The 14,111-nt window shown below is 56.5% G+C and carries 13 protein-coding genes; 2 read left to right on the forward strand and 11 right to left on the reverse strand.

Features of this window, described 5'->3' with window-relative positions:
• Positions 1–31 precede the first annotated feature (31 nt).
• The 3 genes from QZR17_RS02650 to QZR17_RS02660 all read right to left on the reverse strand — a co-directional run bounded on the left by QZR17_RS02650 (position 32) and on the right by QZR17_RS02660 (position 5,443).
• The gene (locus tag QZR17_RS02650) at positions 32–1,450 is read right to left on the reverse strand and encodes a peptidylprolyl isomerase (RefSeq protein WP_297127343.1); all 1,419 of its coding nucleotides are present in this window, start codon (positions 1,448–1,450) and stop codon (positions 32–34) included.
• 12 nt (positions 1,451–1,462) lie between these two features.
• A complete protein-coding gene (locus QZR17_RS02655) occupies positions 1,463–3,184 on the reverse strand; it encodes a glutamine--tRNA ligase/YqeY domain fusion protein (protein WP_297127347.1) in 1,722 nt (573 codons plus the stop codon).
• 237 nt (positions 3,185–3,421) lie between these two features.
• On the reverse strand, positions 3,422–5,443 hold the full coding sequence (locus QZR17_RS02660) for an LTA synthase family protein (protein WP_297127350.1): 2,022 nt from the start codon (positions 5,441–5,443) through the stop codon (positions 3,422–3,424).
• Positions 5,444–5,601: 158 nt separating this feature from the next.
• Here QZR17_RS02660 and murB point away from each other — a divergent pair, with 158 nt between their 5' ends.
• Together murB and QZR17_RS02670 are read left to right on the forward strand one after the other, a co-directional pair.
• A complete protein-coding gene (murB, locus tag QZR17_RS02665; RefSeq protein WP_297127353.1) occupies positions 5,602–6,654 on the forward strand; it encodes a UDP-N-acetylmuramate dehydrogenase in 1,053 nt (350 codons plus the stop codon).
• A gap of 6 nt (positions 6,655–6,660) precedes the next feature.
• Positions 6,661–7,434, forward strand: coding sequence for an MBL fold metallo-hydrolase (locus tag QZR17_RS02670; RefSeq protein ID WP_297127356.1), 774 nt, complete (start codon positions 6,661–6,663; stop codon positions 7,432–7,434).
• A 1,107-nt stretch (positions 7,435–8,541) separates the two neighbouring features.
• Here QZR17_RS02670 and QZR17_RS02675 read toward each other — a convergent pair.
• The 8 genes from QZR17_RS02675 to QZR17_RS02710 form a co-directional block, all read right to left on the reverse strand.
• Positions 8,542–8,697, reverse strand: a complete 156-nt coding sequence (locus QZR17_RS02675) for a DUF4295 domain-containing protein (RefSeq protein WP_297127360.1) — start codon at positions 8,695–8,697, stop codon at positions 8,542–8,544.
• A 22-nt stretch (positions 8,698–8,719) separates the two neighbouring features.
• Positions 8,720–8,923: a 50S ribosomal protein L33 gene (gene rpmG, locus QZR17_RS02680; RefSeq protein ID WP_297127362.1), complete on the reverse strand. Its 204-nt coding sequence runs from the start codon at positions 8,921–8,923 to the stop codon at positions 8,720–8,722.
• Positions 8,924–9,037: 114 nt separating this feature from the next.
• Positions 9,038–9,298, reverse strand: a complete 261-nt coding sequence (rpmB, locus tag QZR17_RS02685; protein ID WP_018107832.1) for a 50S ribosomal protein L28 — start codon at positions 9,296–9,298, stop codon at positions 9,038–9,040.
• 163 nt (positions 9,299–9,461) lie between these two features.
• Positions 9,462–9,863 (reverse strand): preprotein translocase subunit SecG, encoded by a 402-nt coding sequence (secG, locus tag QZR17_RS02690; protein WP_297127365.1) that lies wholly within the window; start codon positions 9,861–9,863, stop codon positions 9,462–9,464.
• A 70-nt stretch (positions 9,864–9,933) separates the two neighbouring features.
• Complete coding sequence (locus QZR17_RS02695; RefSeq protein ID WP_297127368.1) at positions 9,934–10,614, reverse strand: hypothetical protein; 681 nt, start codon at positions 10,612–10,614, stop codon at positions 9,934–9,936.
• Between the two features lie 22 nt (positions 10,615–10,636).
• Positions 10,637–11,143 (reverse strand): LptE family protein, encoded by a 507-nt coding sequence (locus QZR17_RS02700; protein WP_297127371.1) that lies wholly within the window; start codon positions 11,141–11,143, stop codon positions 10,637–10,639.
• Positions 11,143–12,402 carry a sigma-54 dependent transcriptional regulator gene (locus QZR17_RS02705; protein ID WP_297127509.1) on the reverse strand — a complete coding sequence of 420 codons (1,260 nt, stop codon included), beginning with the start codon at positions 12,400–12,402 and terminating at the stop codon, positions 11,143–11,145. Before QZR17_RS02705 ends, QZR17_RS02700 begins: the two co-directional genes overlap by 1 nt.
• Before the next feature lie 73 nt (positions 12,403–12,475).
• Entirely contained in the window at positions 12,476–13,846 is a 1,371-nt protein-coding gene (locus QZR17_RS02710; RefSeq protein WP_297127373.1) for an aldehyde dehydrogenase, read from the reverse strand.
• Positions 13,847–14,111: the final 265 nt, after the last annotated feature.

The raw sequence follows: 14,111 nt of genomic DNA on the forward strand, positions 1-14,111 counted from the left end.
ACGAGACTACTCTTGCAGTATTGGGACAAGCTTACTCCTTCTCCGTGCCCTCACGGAGTACCCAGCCGGGGTACTGAAAGGTGCACTGCCGATAGGCGGGTGCGATGCTGACGTAGGTGGTCTTCTGCTTCTCGCGGATCCACTCATCGAGCAGCTCCTCGCGCTTCTTTCCCTCCACCATATCCTTGATCACCTGATAGTCGTCGACGACATTGGCGCGGTGACCCGGCTTACGGCTCTTGAGGCGGGCTATCGCCACCACGAGGTGGTTATTCTTATCCGTCATAGTAAAAGGCTTGGTGATCTCTCCCTCGCCAAGCTCCGATACGAGCGGGGACATCTCCTGAGGCAGGTCGGACATCTGGAAGCGAGAGGTACCGAAGAGAGAGCTCTGCTGATTGGCGTTCACCATCTGTCCGTTACTCAGCCGGGTATCCTCATCCGAGGAGTAGTAGAGCGCAGCAGTGGCAAAGGGGACACTGTCCCTCGTGATGATGCCGGCGATGGAGTCCATCCGGCTATTGGTTGCGAGGAGCTCCTCCTGATTGACCTCCGGACTCAGCATAATGTGACGCACGTTGATCAGGTCGCCCCGCTTCTCAATCAGCTGGATGATGTGGTAGCCACGCTTCGTCTCCACGATGCGTGACACTTTCTTTGGGTCATTGAGGCTAAAGGCGACGTTAGCAAACTCCGGCTCCAGCTCCGCACGACCGACAAAGCCGATCTCACCACCCCTAAGGGCTGTCTCATTGTCCTTGGAGTAGAGACGAGCCAGGGTCTCAAAGTCCGACTTACCGCTATTGACCTGCTCCGTGAAGTCGACCAACCGCTGCTTTACCGCATCGATCTCCTTGATAGAGATCTTGGGCTGAAGGGTAAGGATCTGCACCTCCACCGTCGTGGGGACAAAGGGAAGGGAGTCCTTATTGATCTGCTCATAGAAGCGATTGACCTCCGATGGGGCGACCATCACCTCTCCGACAATCTTCTGCTGCATCTGCATAACGGTGTACTGCTCAGCCACCACCTTACGGCGCTCCTCCCGTATCTGAGAGTACTTCTGACCGAGGTACTCCTCGAGCTTCTCCTTGCTCCCCAGCTGATTAGTCACCTGCTCCAGCCACTGATTGACATTGGCATTGATCATCTGCTGATTGGGCTCGATGCTGTCGATCTTAGCTTGATTGAGGAAGAGCTTTGAGATCGCCATCTGCTCGGGGATGATGCAGCGCGGATCACCCTGGAAGGGCTGCCCCATACTCTCGTAGTACATCCTCTGTCGCTCAATGTCGGAGAGCAGGATCGGCTCATCACCCACGACCCAGGCCACCTCATCCACCACATTCTTGCGGCTCTGGGCGAGCATCGTGAGCGGAGCGAGGAAGAGCAGGCAGAGGGAACTCAGGATCTGCCACTGATGGGACCGGGTATGGGGTTGCGTACTCATTAGCATGACCTATTACTTATTGGCTTTGTCGTTACTGACCATCTTCTTCCACGAGTCGCGGAGGGAGACAGTCTGATTGAATACCGGCAGCTCGTCTGTGCTGTCCTTGTCCTTAGTGAAGTAGCCCTTGCGGACAAATTGGTAGTGGTCCTCCACCTGAGCCTCTGTGATAAACTTCTCAGCATAGCATGGGTAAAGGATCGTCTCGCTCTGAGGATTGATCAGCTCGCTGATGTCCTCGTACTCCTCCGCCATCGGATCCTCGGCAGAGAAGAGGTGGTCGTACATACGGACCTCTACCGGCTGCGCCCCGGCAGCATAGACCCAGTGGATGGTCCCCTTCACCTTGCGATCGGCTGTGGCACCACCGGTCTTGCTATCCGGGTCATACTCGGCATAGACCGTGGTGACCTGTCCGGTGGAGTCCTTCTCGCAGCCGGTGCAGGTGACGATGTAGGCGGAGCGGAGTCGAGTCTCGCGCCCGGGCGTGAGACGGAAGTACTTCTTGGGTGCATCCTCCATAAAGTCCTCCCGCTCAATCCAGAGCTCTCGACCGAAGGTCTGTGTGTGGGTGCCGGCATCCGGGTCCTCCGGATTATTGACGCACTCCATCTCCTCCGTCTCTCCCTCGGGGTAATTGGTAATCACCAGCTTGATCGGGTCGAGGACCACAGCGGCACGGGTGGCTACCTTATTCAGATCCTCCCGGACATAGTGCTCCAGGTGCTCCTCCTCGATGGTGCCATCGTACTTCGTGTAGCCGATGGCCCCGATGAAGTTTCGGATGCTCTGAGGGGTGTAGCCCCTCCGGCGCATACCGACGAGGGTGGGCATCCGGGGGTCATCCCAGCCGTGGACGAGACCGCGCTGCACCAGCTCCAGTAGCTTCCGCTTACTCATCACCGTGTGGGTGAGATTGAGCCTATTAAACTCATACTGGCGAGGTCGATACTCACTATCCTCAGGCTTGAGGAGGTCAATGAAGTAATCGTAAAGTGGGCGGTGGGGGACAAACTCGAGCGTACAGATCGAGTGGGTCACTCCCTCGAAGTAGTCACTCTGCCCATGTGCAAAATCGTACATCGGGTAGACCGACCAGTCCGTCCCGGTGCGAGCGTGCGGCTTCTTGATGATGCGGTAGATGATCGGGTCGCGGAAGAGGAGGTTGGGGTGAGCCATATCAATCTTCGCCCGGAGGGTCATCGACCCCTCGGCGTGCTTACCGTGACGCATCTCCTCGAAGAGCCGGAGATTCTCCTCCACCGGGCGATCCCGGTAAGGGCTGGCTGTCCCGGGCTCAGTGAGCGTCCCCTTCTGAGCAGCGATCTGTTCGGACGTCTGCTCATCGACGTAGGCGAGGCCCCGCTTGATCAGATCGACGGCAAAGTCATAGAGCTTATCGAAGTAGTCACTGGCGTGGTAGACGCTGCCCCAGTGGAAGCCCAGCCACTCAATATCCCGCAGGATCGCATCGACATATTCTTGATCCTCCTTGACGGGATTAGTGTCATCGAAGCGGATGTTGCAGACACCGCCATACTTCTCGGCGATGCCGAAGTCCATACAAACCGCCTTGGCGTGGCCGATGTGGAGGTAGCCATTGGGCTCCGGTGGGAAGCGGGTCTGGATGCGTCCGTTGTGGAGTCCCTCCCTGAGGTCACGCTCCACGATCTGCTGTATAAAGTTGAGCGACTTCTCCTCGCCGCTTTTTACTGGTTCTACTATCTCGCTCATACAAGGCTCTTAATAGGGTAAAAGACAGGGCGGCGACAGCTCCCGGCAAGCCGGCAACGATGCCACACCACTGATCACAAAGATACGACAAATAGCCCACCTATCCACCACCTCAGACCAAGCGCATTAGAGCCCAGTCCTACAAGCGGATACCTAATACCGATATTAGTGAAGTCTAATACCGATATTAGATCGATCTAATATCGGTATTAGACTTCAGCCTTACGAAGGGGGGAACTAATGCTGTGCGCTCGCCTCAGTGGCGTCAGAGTCGTTCAGCACAAAGCCCGAGGAGAAGAGCCGCTCGCTATAGTCCTGCGCAATCGCTCTCAGTAGGTGGCTGTAGTGATCCCGGATGGAGTCGCTCGGCAGTGTTGGGTCGGGATGATCCGTCTGCACCGGTGCGCGAGGGGCCTCGAGAGAGACCTCCCCATCCCGCCGCATCACCACGGTCAGCTCCTTTGTGAAGAGGAAGTACCGGTCAAAGAAGTTATTGAGTGCATAGTGATCCACCCGGTCATCAAAGATATTGTGACCATAGGAGTAGATCGCTCGGTCTATCCCCAGCAGATAGAGCAGTGTGGGATAGATGTCGAGATGCTGGACAACGCGATCGGAGATCTCACCCCGGAGGGATCCGTCGGGGACATAGAAGCAGATCGGCACCATCGACCTGCCTGCAGGGCAGTCGTACTCGGGGCGGTCACTCTGATTGGTGTGGTCGCCCGTGATGACGAAGATCGTATGATCGTACCACGGCTCATCCTTGATGGAGTCGAAGAAGTCTCGCAGCGCCTCATCGGCATACTGCGCTGTGCGGTGGATCGGGAGCGTGCCCGGCTTATACCTCTTCTCGTACCCCCGAGGGAGCTGGAAGGGGTGGTGATTGGTGAGGGAGAAGAAGAAGGCTCCGAAGGGCTCTCTGAGGGAGCGCTTCATGTCCCGCGCCATCGCCTGCTCAAAGGGATCGTCAAAGACGCCCCACGACTTCATGAAGTACCGATCGGCATCCGGCACCTCCTGACGGAAGTCCTCCGCCGTGTACTGGCGCTCAAGCCCCATCCGGTGGAGGAAGTCATAGAAGCCCATCGCCCCCGGCTCGTCACCGTGGTAAAACTTCAGGTCATACCCCTCATCCCTCAGCATCAGCGGCAGCCCCGACGTAAAGGCGTGACACTGCTGATAGCTATTCATCTGGAACTCCTTATCATTAAAAGTGGCGCCAAAGGTAGGGAGCGATGCATAGATCGATGGGAAAGACTCGACGGAGCGCTTCCCATTGGCATAGCCGTACTTTGCGTAGAGCGTATGAGGGATGAGCGAGTCGAGGAACGGGGTGTAGCTCTCGTAGCCGGGGATGTCCGTATTGAGCGCACCGATGTACTCCCTCCCCATGCTCTCCATCAGGACGATCATCACATTGTATCCCCGTAACGATCCGAAGAGAGTATCTCCCGGCTCGAGTGGCTCAGCCTGATAGACGGGGTCAAAGATCCGCCTAAGCTCAGTCGGGTCGTAAAACCGGTACCGGACGAAGCGCGCACCGGAGCTCCGGGAGAGCGAGTAAGGGGTATTCAGCACCAGCGCCACCTCCCGATAGTCCTCGATGTATCTGTCGGCTATCGTCTCACTGAGTGGTCGCTCATGGGATCGGAGGGTGCCGCGCATCCCGACCACTATGAGTCCGACAGCGACGAGAGCACCTGCTATCCGGCGCACCAGCGGACTCCTTTTTTGCTCGACCACGGGGGCAAAGGAGAAATGGAGAAAGCCGTAGACCAGCAGAGACATCAGGGCGAAGAATGCCAAGGTGAGTGGCCAAAACTGGACCATGAAGCCTCCCGCAAGACCAACCATATCCTCCTCGCCAAACTCGTAGAAGAGGTGCCTTGAGGCACGGCTCAGGATATAGGGATAGTAACCTGTGTCGCAGACATTCATCACCAGCATCAGGCCCATCGGCAGAAGGAAGCCGACCGCCCTCACCACCTGCCACCAGCGACGCTGCTCCACTCGTGGTGGCAGAAGCGCTCCCGCTATCATCATCAGATAGTAGATGATACAGCCGTAGAGGATCACTGCCACATCGTAGTGAAGCCCTCCGGCAAGGAGCGTCAGCAGATGTGGCATCGCGATGAAGCTGAAAAGACTCTTATTGAAGAAGTAGTAAAGCAGCCTGCAGAGTGTCATCAGCACCACTGCCAGACCGGTGTGAGCCAGCATAGCGACCCACCTATTGCGTATCCTTAGGACACCCATTCCCGAAAAGCAAGTTATATTGTCAAGACAAAAATAAAGGAGTTTTATCCCGCAAAGGTAGCACTTTGCACTCAATCCCCAGCCGACAGCTCCGGATAGCAACGACGGCAAAGAATTTGGGTACCTTTGAGGAAGATATACATCACTATAGTCTAATTATGCGCATCACCCAGGATCAACCGCTCAAGGAGCACAATACCTTCGGTCTCGATGTCCGAGCCGCTTTCTTCATCACCCTGGAGAGTGAGGAAGATGTCCGGACACTGGCTCGGGACGAGTACTTCCGGACCATCCCCTTTATCACCATCGGAGGGGGGAGCAACCTCCTCTTCAATGGCGACTTCAAGGGCGCCGTCCTCCGCTATACCGGGTCCGATGTCGCGATCGTCTCAGAGGACGACAAGACTGTCCGGCTCCGTGTGGAGGCGGGGAAGAGGTGGCACGCACTGGTCACGGAGACGACGACGAAGGGCTGGTGGGGAATCGAGAACCTTGCCCTCATCCCGGGCGACAGCGGTGCCGCAGCGGTGCAGAACATCGGTGCTTACGGCGCAGAGATCTGTGACGTACTCGACACGATCCACTATATCGACCTAAGGGACGGCTCCGCACACGACCTCCCCGCTACGGAGGCGAAGTACAGCTATCGCCACTCGATCTTCAAGGAGGAGAGTATGGTCTCTGCCGTCGTCACGGCGATCGAGCTGACGCTCTCCAAGGTCCCCAAGCCCCGGCTGGAGTACAAGGGGCTCAGCGGCCTGAGAGAGGAGCAGGGTCTTACCCCCGCCCGTGTCGCAGAGGAGGTGATCGCCATTCGCCAGTCGAAGCTCCCCGACCCAGCCGAGCTGCCCAATGCGGGATCATTCTTTATGAACCCCTTTGTCACCACAGCGAAGCTGGAGGAGCTGCAGAGCGAGTACCCCGATGTGCCACACTACGACAGTGAGGACGGCACCCGACACAAGATTCCCGCTGCCTGGCTGATCCAGCAGGTGGGGATGAAGGGGTATCGAAATGAGAAGGTGGGGACCTACGACAAGCAGCCCCTCGTGCTGATCAATCACAGCCACGGCGAGTCCGCGGACATCAGACGGCTCGCTGACCTGATCATTGCTAAGGTGAATGAGCGCTTTGGGATAGAGATACGCCCCGAGGTGCGGTATGTCCGAAGCATACTGATGCGCTCGGTGAAGCAGATGATAGAGGAGTAGAGAGATATGGAGAAGAGTACGCTCACCTTCCTCGGCACCGGTACCTCTCGCGGGGTGCCTCAGCTCGGGTGCCGCTGTCCGGTCTGCCGGTCTGCCGATCCGCATGACAAGCGACTGCGCTCTGCCGTTCTCCTCCGATCGGGCGGACGACTGATCATGATCGACGTGGGTCCGGACTTCCGGCAGCAGGGGCTTCGTGAGGATCTGGATCACCTGGATGCAATCTTCATCACACACGAGCACTACGACCACATCGGTGGGATGGACGATGTGAGGGCTTTCTCCAATCACCACCACACCTTCCCCATCTTTGCCCTCCCGCGAGTGATCGATACGCTTCACCGGGTGATGCCTTACTCCTTCGGACCGAAGAAGTATCCAGGTTCGCCTACGCTGGAGCTCCACCCGCTCACCCCGGGGGAGCCTGTGGCGGACGATCGTTATGCAGATGTGCTGCCCTTCACCGTGCTCCACGGACAGCTCCCGATCCTCGGCTACCGCATCGGAGACCTCGCTTACATCACCGACTGCAAGACCCTGCCCGAGGAGAGCTACGAGATCCTCAGGGGCGTCCGCACACTGGTGATCAACGCCCTGCGGATCCGCGAGCACCCCTCGCACCTAAGCTTCGATGAGGCACTGCAGGTGATCCGCCGCATCGGCCCGGAGCAGACCTACCTCACCCACATCGACCACGACTTCGGCACCCACGAGGAGATCTCCGCCCTCTGTCCTTCCGGCATCGCCCCCGCCTACGACGGCCTGACCATCGACCTCTGACGCCTCGCCAGTCAGTGAAAGGGACGAAAGGTCTGAGACTTAGTCTGACAGCTGCACTGATTCTTAGTTTGGGAGTTACAATTTCTTGAATGTGATCCTCTGGAGGACTATGTAGCACGCTAAAAGGAGAGGAATCAACAGAACCGCCATCGACACTACTGCCGACGTTAGTAATGACCAATGCAGAATATAGAGGCAAAAGCTGGCGACGACGACGACGGTTGCGAATCCAGTAAAAAAACCGACAGGGAAGGGAATAGGGTAATAGTCCGGCACGAGGTCGCAGCCGCATTTTTCACACTTGATCGCGTAACCATATGCATGTATAAGGTAGGGCATGCATGTCTGTATAGACTGGCGATGTCCACAATGTGGACATCGTCTGGAGTCTTTATACCTCTTCACGTTCATTAGAGTACTACGTAGAAAAACAACAGCCTCCTGATCCGATAATATACGCTTCTTTATGATCGCCGCTTAGTATCCGATCAGAAGTGGTTCGAGAGAGAACGTCCTTTCGTGAGTGACAATTGAATCTGATGTGCCCGCAGTAGGGTAAACGAAGCTTCCTCAGTACTAGATCCATCAGGGGTGACGCACTTGAGTGCTACAGTTAAGAAGTGGTCACTCAAGCCGGGTTCGATCTCGCCGTCCGGTTCACTATGTGGCGAAGACCGCAGAAGACTCAATTTTGGCCAGAAAGAGACCCGAAAAGACTCTGTGAGACAACTCCGCCCGGAGGGGTGCTATATTTGTGTTGCTGAACCTTCCGGACAAGTGAGATGATCGTCGCTCACCGGGGTGATAGAGGGCAGCCTCTGCTTCTCTAGCCACGAGCGTTCTAGATCCTCTATCGGATACTTCGCGCTGTAGGAAAAGACTCTTAGGAGCGGACTTTGATAGACTGGTGGTGCGAACCGCAAGGGACACTTCGTCTCCGCATCTTCTCAATGAGCTAAATGGTTTTCTGAGTCACTCAGTACCCCTCAAATGCATCACTCCTGCTAGATCCATCCTCAGAGAGCAAAAAAAACAAGCGCAAGTAGAGAAAAGACTCTGCTAGCGCTCGCTTTGTTATCTATAGGCTGACTGAGGGTCAGCTCTAAGTCACTTTGCCTTAAGGGCCTCCTGGACCATCTCGTTGGGGACCATCTGCTCCGAGAAGACATAAGCACCCGTCTTGGGGGACTTTACCATCTTCACTACCTTGGAGTAAGTACGGCCGTCACTGGCATGGAGGGTTGATATCGCTTTCTTTGCCATAATGTACTAGTCGATCTGAGGATTACTTAATCTCCTTGTGTAGGGTCATGCGCTTGAGGATGGGATTGTACTTCATCAGCTCAAGGCGCTCGGTGGTATTACGCTTATTCTTCGTAGTGATGTAGCGTGATGTACCGGGCAGACCACTCTCTTTCATCTCCGTGCACTCCAGGATCACCTGGACACGGTTCCCTTTAGCTCTCTTGGCTTTCTTTCTCTTGGCCATATCGTGATTGATCTATCTATGCGGTTACAAAAAATCAGGGAAGGACTCTCACGGACAGTGCCTCACGCAGCATCACAAGTGAGGGGTAGTGGTCCAAAATCCTCTCGTAGAGTATCAGGCCTTATCGGTAATGATGAAGTCGTCCAGATATCCCTTCGATGCAGCACTACGGAGCGCAGCATCCAGACCCACCTTATTGATCAGGCGGAGACCCTTGGCGGAGACACGTAGGTGTACCCAGCAGTCCTCCTCGGGCCAGTAAAACTTGCGGTTAAAAAGGTTGGCATTGAATGTCCTCCTCTCACTGCGGTGGGAGTGAGACACGCTATTGCCCTTGATCGCCTTTTTGCCGGTCAGTTGACATACTCGTGACATAATATCTTGTCTCTATATTATTGTATTCGTGTACTTAAGTTTCAGGGTGCAAAGGTACCACTCTTTAGGCAAAATAGCAATCCTTCAGCCGGATAATCTGCTGACTCAGACCTTCTGATCACTCTCGCGAGCTACTCAGGAGTGGTGACACTACTTGAAGCCTTTACTCTGCGGGAGTAGCAGGCTCAGCAGGTGTAGCAGGTGCCTCTGCGGGTGCAGCGGGCGTCTCTGCGGGTGTTACGGCGTTGCCACCGAAGGGCTGTGCATCAGCGGGAGCAGGGATAGTGGCCTGGTCGACATAGTCATTGATGACACTCTCCTGCTTATTGATGGCGTGCTGAACGGTGGGGGTCCACTTGGCTCCAACGACGCAGAGCAGGCACATAATGCCAGCCAGCCACCAGGTGACCTTCTCGATCATATCTGTGGAGCGACGGACGCCCATCACATTATTGGCACTGGAGAAGCCACTTGCGAGACCGCCACCCTTACTATCCTGTATGGTGACCACGAAGATCAGCAGGATAGCTGCAAGAACGCCTAAAACATTAAGGAACGTAAACATTTTCCTCTCTTAAAAACTTACTCGTATGCAGGGACCTCACGTCCCTGATCTCATATTAAATCCAAATAAATCAGTCCGCCACGAGTCCCTTACGACGTTGCTCAAGCTGACCAATTCGCTCGGCAAAGTAACCACTTTTTTCTGGATATTTCAAATTCAAGGTCTTAAGGATCGTCATCGCCTCGGAGTAGCGCTCCTGGGAGGCGTACATCATGGCCAGCTTCTCCGTGAAGAGCTCCTCACCCGGGAGTGGACCATTATCCTCGTCCTCGGGAGGGAGGGCCACATCGTCCTCCTTACTGTCGGGACGGATGCGGATCTTCTCCGCCTCGGGTCCCTCATCGAGGAAGTCCTGGACGATCTGAGCCTCAGTCTCTCGCTTCGTCCGCCCGGTCTTAGTCGGTGACTTGGCTGAGGGGGTCGCAGCCGTCGTCTCATCGGAGACAGCGGACTCCTCAGGACGATAGCTCCGAACAAAGCGGTCAATCAGGTCGTAAGAGTGGGACTGCGGTCCTCCGGAGGTAGCATCCAGTGACAAGAGGAGGGAGAAAGGGTCGTGCAGGTACATCAGTCGGCGCTTCAGTTCAGCGGGGAAGCGCACATCCTCGCTACGGTAGAGGTCGATGAGGAGCAGCCGATGGAGTGCCTCGCAGAAGGGGTATTGCCGGCTCAGCTCGAGGAGGTCATCGAGGTGGTACGCCGTCAGCGTCATCGGGTCAGCAAGGGCACGGGAGAGATCGTCGTAGGTCATAGTCGGGCTTTATCCATAGGGGCTACCAATTCTCCACGGTAGCATTGAAGATCTGATTGATGATATCCTTGGTCAGCTCCTCGCAAAGCTGATCCTGCACGTCGACAAACATCTGCGAGCTGTCGAAGGTGCCAAAGGAGGTAAACTCTCGCTCAAAATTCTCCTCCTCATTCACCTTATTCGTAAAGCGGACGTTGATCCGGAGGGTGAGGCGAGTCTTGGCGGCAAAGGCATTCTCCTGGACCGCCTCCGCCGAGAGGTCGTAGCCGACGATCTCTCCCTCGATGCTCAGGTCGCCATTAGTCGGTACGTCACGTAGGCGCGTCTGCCTCTGGAAGCGATCCTTCAGGTCCTCCGTGAAGCGCTGCGCAAGGGGTGGATAGACAGTAGGGGCGAGGTTCTGAAAGTCTGTGATGGAGACCGTCTTGATCTTCGTGTAGTCGATGCTGGCACCATTGAGCGAGTACTTGACATGGCAGCCCGCAAGGAGGAGCATGAGGAGGAGCGATATGAGGATAGACTTTTTCATCACTGCTTATTGAGCTTGCGGTAGAGTGTGCGCTCAGAGATATCGAGGTCCTCCGCCGTCTGCTTGCGGGAGCCCTTATTCTTCTCAAGGACAAAGTCGATATACCTCTGGCTCATCTCCTCGAGAGTGAGCATCTTCCCCTCGGTGCTGGTCAGCTCTTCGAAGTCTGCCTGCAGGTCACCGCCTCGCACCTCCTGAGACGGGGATGAGGAGGGAGAAGAAGAGTGCATCAGGTCCTGCACCGGTACCTCTGCAGTCCGGTCGGGCATCATCAGGCTGCCGACAGGCTCGCGACGGACCTGTGTCTGGAGGAACCGGTAGAAGAGCTGTGTCAGCTCTCCCACGCTCCCCTTGACGTCCCGGAGCATCGACATAATCGCCCCCATCCCGGCACTGCTCCCGGCCGGCTCATCCATCATCGACTCATAGCCGATCGTGGGAGAGACTAGTGCGGGATGGCGCACCTCGGCATTATGCGGGAGATTGTCCTGCAGCACCTCGCGGCTGATCATCCGATCCGGGGCGATCACGCTGAGACGCTCCACCACGTTGCGCAGCTGGCGGATATTCCCCGGCCAGTCGTAGCTCAGCAGGAGCTGCTCCGCCTCCTCCTCGAGACGGATCGGGGGCATATGATACTTTTCGGCAAAGTCGGCAGCAAATTTCTTGAAGAGCAGGATCACATCGCGACCCCGATCCCGGAGGGGCGGCAGGTCGATCGTGACGGTATTGAGTCGATAGAGCAGGTCCTGACGGAAGTCGCCCCGCTTGACCGCCTCCTGGAGATTGACATTCGTCGCCGCCACGACGCGGATGTCGGTGCGCTGGACGTCGGATGAGCCCACCTTCATGAATTCGCCACTCTCCAGCACCCTCAAGAGACGCGCCTGTGTCGCCATAGGCAACTCGCCCACCTCGTCGAGGAAGATTGTCCCCCCATCGGCCACCTCGAAGTAGCCCTGACGCTCCGTCACCGCGTCGGTAAAGGAGCCTTTCTTGTGTCCAAAGAGCTCGGAGTCTATCGTCCCCTCCGGGATCGCTCCACAATTGACCGCCACATAGGGTCCGTGCTTGCGGAGGCTATTCTGGTGGATGATCTTGGGGAACGCCTCCTTCCCGACACCGCTCTCTCCTCCCACGAGGACGCTGACATCGGTCGGAGCAATGAGGAGAGCCACCTCGACAGCACGATTGAGCGCCGGACAGTCGCCGACGATCTGCTGCCGCTGCTTAGCTCGGCGGATCTCCTCCTTGGGTATGCTATTATTCATATTGGGTCACTCTTTGTCAAGTCCAAAGGTACCCAAAATAGTGGTCTGACAAAAAGTCAGACTACCGCAACATCAGCCGCACTAGCCGGAGATCCCGCTCGAGATTTCGACCATAACGGATCGGCAGATCCAGCCAGGTAGCCTTGCGGAGGATGCTCTTCCGGTGAGAGAAGGTCTCGAAGGAGAAGCGCCCATGGTAGCCGCCCATACCGCTCTCCCCCACTCCACCGAAGGGCATCTGAGACGAGGCGAGGTGCATAATCGTGTCATTGACGCAGCCCCCACCGAAGGGAATCCGCGAGATCACCTCTCGCTCCACCCTCCGATCCTCAGTAAAGAGGTAAAGTGCCAGCGGACGGGGACGATCGGTCACCTCACGGATCACCTCATCGAGACTATCGTAGATCAGAATAGGGAAGATGGGACCGAAGATCTCCTCCCCCATCGCAGCACAGTCCCAGTCACCCCGCACGATGCAGGGAGCGATCCGGAGCGTCTCCTCCGACACTGCCCCACCCCACAGGACATCAGACGCAGTAATCATGTCGCGGAGCCGGTCAAATTTCTTCCGATTGATGATCCGCGGATAGTCCGGATTAAGCTCCGCATGCTCGCCCACCTGCATGACAAAGGCGCGCTTCAGGGCGCTGATGAAGGGCTCCACGACCGACCGATGGACCAGTGTATAGTCCGGAGCGACACAGGTCTGACCGCTATTGAGGCACTTCCCCCAGGCAATGCGCCGAGCCGCAAGGTCCAGCTTAGCCGTCGGGTCGATGATGCAGGGGCTCTTACCGCCCAGCTCCAGCGAGACGGGCGTCAGGTGAGCCGCCGCCTTCGCCATCACCACCCGCCCCACACGAGTTGATCCGGTGAAGAAGATGTAGTCAAAGCGGGCATCCAGCAGGTCTTGATTGACATACCGGTCGCCCTCCACCACCGTGATATACTCGGGAGGGAAGGTCTCTCGGACGAGTCGGCTGAGCAGCCGGGAGGTATTTATGGAGTAATTAGAGGGCTTGAGCACCACCGTATTCCCCGCAGCGATAGCACCGGCGAGGGGCGAGATACTCAGCTGGAAGGGGTAATTCCACGGACTCATCACCAGCACGTTGCCATACGGCTCCGGGACGATCCGACTCCGACCGGGGAGATTGGAGAGGTCGGTGCAGACCCTCCGCGGACGCATCATCCGAGGGAGGTGGCGTCGCAGGTAACTGATCTCGCTCAGGGCGAAACCGACCTCCGTGGTATAAGCCTCGAAGCGGTTCTTCCCCAGATCCGCCTGCAGCGCAGCCTCAATCTCCGACTCACTCATCCGTATCACATGATACAGGCGGTCCAGCATCTCACAGCGAAAGCGGCAGGGGAGAGTCACTCCCGACCGGAAGTACTCCCTTTGCTTTGCCACCAGTTCCTCAGTCTTAGTCATATCGATCGTCTCTTACATTTCATTTCCCCAAATGTACCCCTTTTCCGCACAAAAGCAGACCGATAAATCGCCCTATGGAGACAGTCTGAGGATCAGCACAAAGCCCCCCCGGTCTATCAGTCAAATCTATTACCGCTAATAGTGATGACTAATACCGGTAATAGTGATGCCTAATACCGGTATTAGTTCACACCACGAAATTCAGGTAAAAGCCAGTTCCCACATGCGTCTATTCAATTAATCTTTTTTCGTAGTTTTGACCATT

The organism is uncultured Porphyromonas sp. (assembly GCF_900541275.1).
In the GTDB taxonomy this organism is placed as follows: Bacteria; Bacteroidota; Bacteroidia; order Bacteroidales; family Porphyromonadaceae; genus Porphyromonas_A.

Coding starts and splice junctions, on each gene's coding strand:
- QZR17_RS02650 (WP_297127343.1), bottom strand. CDS start 1,450: ATGAGTACGCAACCCCATACCCGGTCCCATCAGTGGCAGATCCTGAGT.
- QZR17_RS02655 (WP_297127347.1), bottom strand. CDS start 3,184: ATGAGCGAGATAGTAGAACCAGTAAAAAGCGGCGAGGAGAAGTCGCTC.
- QZR17_RS02660 (WP_297127350.1), bottom strand. CDS start 5,443: ATGGGTGTCCTAAGGATACGCAATAGGTGGGTCGCTATGCTGGCTCAC.
- murB (WP_297127353.1), top strand. CDS start 5,602: ATGCGCATCACCCAGGATCAACCGCTCAAGGAGCACAATACCTTCGGT.
- QZR17_RS02670 (WP_297127356.1), top strand. CDS start 6,661: ATGGAGAAGAGTACGCTCACCTTCCTCGGCACCGGTACCTCTCGCGGG.
- QZR17_RS02675 (WP_297127360.1), bottom strand. CDS start 8,697: ATGGCAAAGAAAGCGATATCAACCCTCCATGCCAGTGACGGCCGTACT.
- rpmG (WP_297127362.1), bottom strand. CDS start 8,923: ATGGCCAAGAGAAAGAAAGCCAAGAGAGCTAAAGGGAACCGTGTCCAG.
- rpmB (WP_018107832.1), bottom strand. CDS start 9,298: ATGTCACGAGTATGTCAACTGACCGGCAAAAAGGCGATCAAGGGCAAT.
- secG (WP_297127365.1), bottom strand. CDS start 9,863: ATGTTTACGTTCCTTAATGTTTTAGGCGTTCTTGCAGCTATCCTGCTG.
- QZR17_RS02695 (WP_297127368.1), bottom strand. CDS start 10,614: ATGACCTACGACGATCTCTCCCGTGCCCTTGCTGACCCGATGACGCTG.
- QZR17_RS02700 (WP_297127371.1), bottom strand. CDS start 11,143: ATGAAAAAGTCTATCCTCATATCGCTCCTCCTCATGCTCCTCCTTGCG.
- QZR17_RS02710 (WP_297127373.1), bottom strand. CDS start 13,846: ATGACTAAGACTGAGGAACTGGTGGCAAAGCAAAGGGAGTACTTCCGG.